Below are 5,389 nucleotides of genomic sequence, written 5' to 3' on the forward strand. Positions count from 1 at the left end.
ACTTGGTTTCATGACCCACCTCGAATAAGTTTTTTAACTCGGTTGGAAATGATAGACAATCAGACGAGAGGAAAGTTCAAAAAGTTTTAATAATTTTTTTGTCCGGATGCTACATTAGGTTGCTATAAAATGGGTAATACGAAGCCCGTGCTTGAGAATTATTTGCGCAAGGAAGTTGTGATTCTCAAAAAAAAAGAAAAAGACGGTCGCGGCTACTTCCCCAAGAGCATCTGACGTAATCCGAAGCTTAAGCAAATAAATTGTAGGTTGTAAAAGTGCGCAATCAAAGGAAACGTATTCCGGATTTACTCGATAAAAAACCTGCGCCTCTTCTTTGAGTGAAAGCGCGTACTTCTCCATAATCCGAACCGTTGTCCCTGGGTGTGTATCTATAATATCGCTGTCCAAGCCTGTCAACCCTAGATTGTAATCAGTATGACATATTATGTTCGGAGGTTCTTTGATACCATTTTGTTCGAGCCTCGGCGCCGTCATCTCCAATATGTCCCGATAGTCAAAACCAGCGCTTGGATACCAAAGAATCTTCTCTTCTTTCAAATCACCAAATAGCTCATCAAGCGCATCCTTAGCTTCTGGGGTATCGCCCTCAAGAATGTCTTGAAGCTTCATTGTTAAAGGCTCATTCCAGTTCACGCGGTCGCGCGCCTCCAACTCCTCGCTGCGCTTCCGCTCGTCATCGAGTTGTCTTAAATACTCATTTAAGTACTCATCATCAGCATTACCAACACCTATTGCCATAATAGCTCCGGAATATGATTCTTTGTTGCCAGGGGGTAGGGGTTCAGAGGATAACGTGGTTAAATTGCGATGACAAATTGCTGCGCAAGAGTCGCGCTAGCGCTCAGCTCCAGTGTCAGCTGGTGCCTCTCCTGGGCATCATAGCGGAGATTCTCAAATCTCACCCACCCCCTGGGATCTGCAGGATTGGCAGCGGGACTAAGACGCATCCAAGTATGTATCCGTCAGGCCATGTAGTACCGATCCGGTTAGCCCAATTATTGCCGAATGCCGTTTTAGCGCTGCCTAGATCAAGGTGTTGAATAGCGGGGTCTATATGAGGAACCGCAAGCCATGCCTGCGTGTAGCCCTGCTGCCCTGGAATCTCCAGAAGCCGTGTATAACCAATGATTTGATATAGATCCGTAACCGGAATCCGGCCCTGATTACGCCGTGGGTCCAGGCGCTTATACTTTGCATCCACGACGGCGTGCGGATCCGTCAACACGAAGTCCGGCGTGAACTCGACTCTCTTGCCACAAATTGTTCGAGGGCTTGTCTTTTGGGAAATTGGGTGGCAATTGGCGGCAGCCAGGCACACACCGACCCATCCCTCGAACAGCCGATTCGCGTCGAGAAAGAACGGTAGTGTCCGATGCCCTTCTTCGGCTGCCTGCCCGCTTGCGGCGATGTGGAGACGGGTCAACACCAGACGCGCATAGGCCAATGGCGTTGCATAAGCGGCCATTAAGCCATTCTTCCGAGCGGAGACCCAGTCTCTGGGGTTGACCCGGTACTCGGGCACGCCAGCCAGGCCGGTCCGTGAAATAGCAGACCAACTATGCAATAGAGCGGCGAGAGAGCCAGGTAGCGCCTGCCGCGTCAACCAGTTCGTAGTCGCTTGAAGCGCGGCCTTAAGGATGCGATTCTCCAACGTGTCCAGGTTGAACACCGTGAACTCGCATACCATGCGATCAGCGCGGGCATGGACTAGATTCTGACGTATCTGCTCAGCGATCAGCACCCGTCCCCGAACCTTACCAACCAAGTTTGTTCTGATCTGCATGAATCCCTGTCGGAGTGAGCGTTGGACGAATCGTGACAATGCATGAAGATAGGCGATGACTTCAAGCAACGTGAGATCCGGGAGGTCTACGCCATCAATGGGATCCTGCTCGACGTCACAACCAAAAAGATGATCCAGGTGTGTGCCGGTGTGCTCTTGAGGCGCTGCCAAGACGGCGGCGAACATCCCCGCCAAGTCCATCCGTTCGACCTTGGGCAAAATAATTAGTGGGGCAGCATCCGCTTCATTCCCCAACCGAACCGCCCCGATAAAATGGGAGGCATGAATTGATCGTCGCGACCAATGCAAGCCCAGTGTCCGGGGATTGTCGGCGGCATCGCCCCCTTCATCGTCGACCGCCTCATTCCAGATGTGGTCCTGCCCCCAGTGGGTGAAAGTGGCGAGGTCAACATCACCGTTGATCGCTTGAACACGGGGCACGACGCGCTCCCACTCTTTAAGGTAATGTCCATGCGCGTTCTGACCGCACAGTGTTTCCGGAGAAACCCACCAGCTCATTTAGTGCTCCTGGGGAGTAATTTCAGGCACAGCGGCAGTCGGCTACAATCCGGGACACAGCGCGTTCCGCAGCTGCTCCACCACTTCGCCAGGAGGAAGCGACTGAGTCAGAACTATTCCATAACCAATATTTTCAACATTAACGACCAACTGTTCCGCGCTGCCGGCTAGAACACCATCCTTAACATATTCGCGCAACAATGGCAAAACCTGATATACGAATCTATAAATCAATTGCTTACATGCCTCGGCGACGTCAAGATTCTCGTCTACCAGAAAATAGGTATGTCCCGGCTGAACGTCGTCGCGATGGAACTCGCGCGACAGCCTGGAGTTGTCTGCAAACAGACCTGCCACCGCGTCAAATAATGCGCGTGCCGACACCCCGACTTGCGGATATTGGCGATAGTGCCGCGTTAGCACCTCAGGGTCCGGCAGCATCGGAACGAAAGCAAACCGTCGACGCACCGCATAGTCGATATGCCCGATGGACCGATCCGCGGTGTTCATGGTACCGATAACATACAGGTTCGGCGGTACCGACAGGTTATACCCGTTCCCGTTCACGCTATACGGGGTACGGATCGATTGACCTCGGTATTCCAGCGCGTAAATCAACTCACCGAGGACGGCGGCAAGATTGGCACGATTTATCTCGTCGATGACAAGTACGAACTTCTTCTGCGCGTTCTCGGGCGCGCTCGCCCTCATGCACATTTCGCTAAATACGCGATGAACAGTGTCATAGCGAATGACAGGTGGTTGGACGCCCTGACCACCGCCGCCTTCAGTGCTCACTTGGATGCCCCGCACGAAGTCTTCATAATTATAGGCTGGATGAAACTGAACCAAGTCCCAGGTGTCGCCCTTGAGCGCATGAAATTCACCATACTGTGGATGATCCCTAACAACGGCGGCATCAGGGGTAAAACCGCAGAGATGAGCCGTCAGCTTGGCAGCAGCGAATGTCTTACTCGTTCCAGGTGGCCCCTGCAGCACAACCTGGCGAAAGAAATTAGTCGCCTGGACGAGTGATTCAATAGTTGCCATAGCTATATTTCTCAGCTTGTGCTCACATTGGGTACGAAAATCATCATCGACGCAGAAGAGGACCTGTTGATGAATGCCGCAATTCGGGCCGACATGAACTGCAACACCTACGACGCGCACACCATGCGGCACAACATGATGCCATTGCACGACGTCAACACGCTGCGCCCATCCTTCACCATGACCTCCACCAAAGCCATTAGCCAGCCGCAAGTCGTCGTAAAAAAATGGTGCATCCTCATAGTATACGATCCCATCCTCGAACAGATGATCGTGATTTGCTGTAGTGCGATGCACCGTATCGTGATTGTCTGCTGGAAGCCGAGGTAACGAGACCTCGCCGATGGCGTATATGGTAAATGGTTTGCCGATTGCAGCAATCACGGTATCGCCTTGAGCTATCTGGGGAAACCGGCCCCAATGTTGCGTAACCTGCCCCTGTTCTTGTTCTCCATACGCCATCTGCATCAGGCATAGATCATTAGCTAATGCGTATTGCCGCCTTTCTTCGTCATACAATTTCCAAACCCAGTTCATCTCTCCTCCTTATCTCATTATTAAGGCTACTGAAAAGCGCGTAGGGAGGATAAGCGCAGTGCATCCACCAAGCCACGGGGAGCGACGCAGCATCGCACCCGTCCAAAGGCATTGTGCCGCGCACCTTATCCACTCTCGGGACCGATCAAGCATGAGGCAACAAGAACCCTGCCTGAACAAAATGCTGGTCGAAGGCGATGGCGGTCGATAGCGCCATTCGGCGCATGACGACAAAGGAGACACAATCGACCACGCAATGACGTATCCCGCATCGATGAAGACGGACTCAGGCATCCTGTTCGCCGATGGTCGAAGTATCGTGATGAGTGGAAAGGTCGGCCGCCCCCTGGATGCGGATCCGGCGCAGTCGCGCGAAAATGGTTTCGCCCTCGCCGGCGTCGACCCAGGACAAACCAAGGCTCAAGATGCGCGGCAAGCGCCCCTCGCGGGGTCGCAAATCCGCGGCAGGATCGTCGGGAATTTGCAGGGTAAGTTGCATCGCGTTCCGCTCAGTCGAAGAGATTGATCATTGGCGGTTCCTCGAGTCCAGTATTCTCCCCTCCCCGGACCCGCGTCAAGTCGCGTGCAATCAGGTCGGGGACGCTAAGGTTAAGGGCGCTGGGCGGCGCGGCGGCTTGACGGTCGGGCTGACGACCGACCGGACCGGCTGAAGCCTCGACCTCCGGGGCCTTGCCCATCGTCCGAGGCGCACAGCGCCTGACACAGGCGTGCCACCGTCGGAGCGCTGGCACGAGAACGGGGAGGCTATGCCGCTTCCCGCCCATCCACCTGCTTCAATCGACACTCGGCCGCCAGCCGCCGCAGGAATTGCTCGGGCGTCACGACCTCCCCGAGCAGGATGCGCTGACGGCAGACATTGGCGAAGTCACCCGCCGTCAATCCCTGGAGCGTCTCCAGATAGCGCGCCAGCTCGGGCGCGACCGACTCGGTGGTATCGTCCAGGTCCTCCCGCGCGAAGAGGGCAAGCCGTTGCGCCGGGTTCAGCGCCCGAAAATGCAGCTTGAAATCGAACCGCCGCAGGGCCGCCGCATCGATCCCCGCCATCAGGTTGGTGGCGGCAATGAAGATGCCGGGGTAGCGCTCCATCTGCTGCAACAGCTCATTGACCTGGGTACGCTCCCAACCGTGCCGGGCGGCCCGCCGATCGCTGAGGAAGCTGTCGACCTCGTCGAGCAATAGGACCGAGTGCGCCGGGTCGCACTCGCGAAACAACCGCGCCAGGTTCTGCTCGGTTTCCCCGACATAGGGCGAGATCAGGTCCGACGCCTGACGCGCCACCAGTTCGCGGTCCAGGGCCTCGGCCAGGACCTCGGCAAAGGCGGTCTTGCCGGTCCCGGGCGGACCGTAGAAGCACAGGCTGCCGCGGCCCTGCTCGGCCAGTGCGCGGGCGATGGCGCTCGGGCTGATCCCGCCGGCCAGGTTGAGAAAGGCCACGTCGAAGCGGGTCGCCGGGGTGCG

5 protein-coding genes are annotated in these 5,389 nt (G+C 55.7%); all 5 read right to left on the reverse strand.

Translation table 11 applies throughout. The features are described 5' to 3' along the window. Positions 1 to 114: 114 nt before the first annotated feature. Positions 115 to 759 (reverse strand): hypothetical protein, encoded by a 645-nt coding sequence (locus QZY48_RS06070; RefSeq protein ID WP_295429032.1) that lies wholly within the window; start codon positions 757 to 759, stop codon positions 115 to 117. 160 nt (positions 760 to 919) lie between these two features. Next, positions 920 to 2,323 (reverse strand): hypothetical protein, encoded by a 1,404-nt coding sequence (locus tag QZY48_RS06075; RefSeq protein ID WP_295429034.1) that lies wholly within the window; start codon positions 2,321 to 2,323, stop codon positions 920 to 922. Positions 2,324 to 2,365: 42 nt separating this feature from the next. Further along, positions 2,366 to 3,910, reverse strand: coding sequence for an AAA family ATPase (locus tag QZY48_RS06080; RefSeq protein WP_295429037.1), 1,545 nt, complete (start codon positions 3,908 to 3,910; stop codon positions 2,366 to 2,368). Between the two features lie 286 nt (positions 3,911 to 4,196). Beyond that, positions 4,197 to 4,409, reverse strand: coding sequence for a hypothetical protein (locus tag QZY48_RS06085; protein WP_295429038.1), 213 nt, complete (start codon positions 4,407 to 4,409; stop codon positions 4,197 to 4,199). 266 nt (positions 4,410 to 4,675) lie between these two features. Next, positions 4,676 to 5,389: ATP-binding protein (locus QZY48_RS06090; protein WP_295429040.1), on the reverse strand; the 714-nt coding region annotated here is incomplete at its 5' end.

The sequence above is a fragment of the uncultured Thiodictyon sp. genome, assembly GCF_903828115.1.
Taxonomy (GTDB): domain Bacteria; phylum Pseudomonadota; class Gammaproteobacteria; order Chromatiales; family Chromatiaceae; genus Thiodictyon.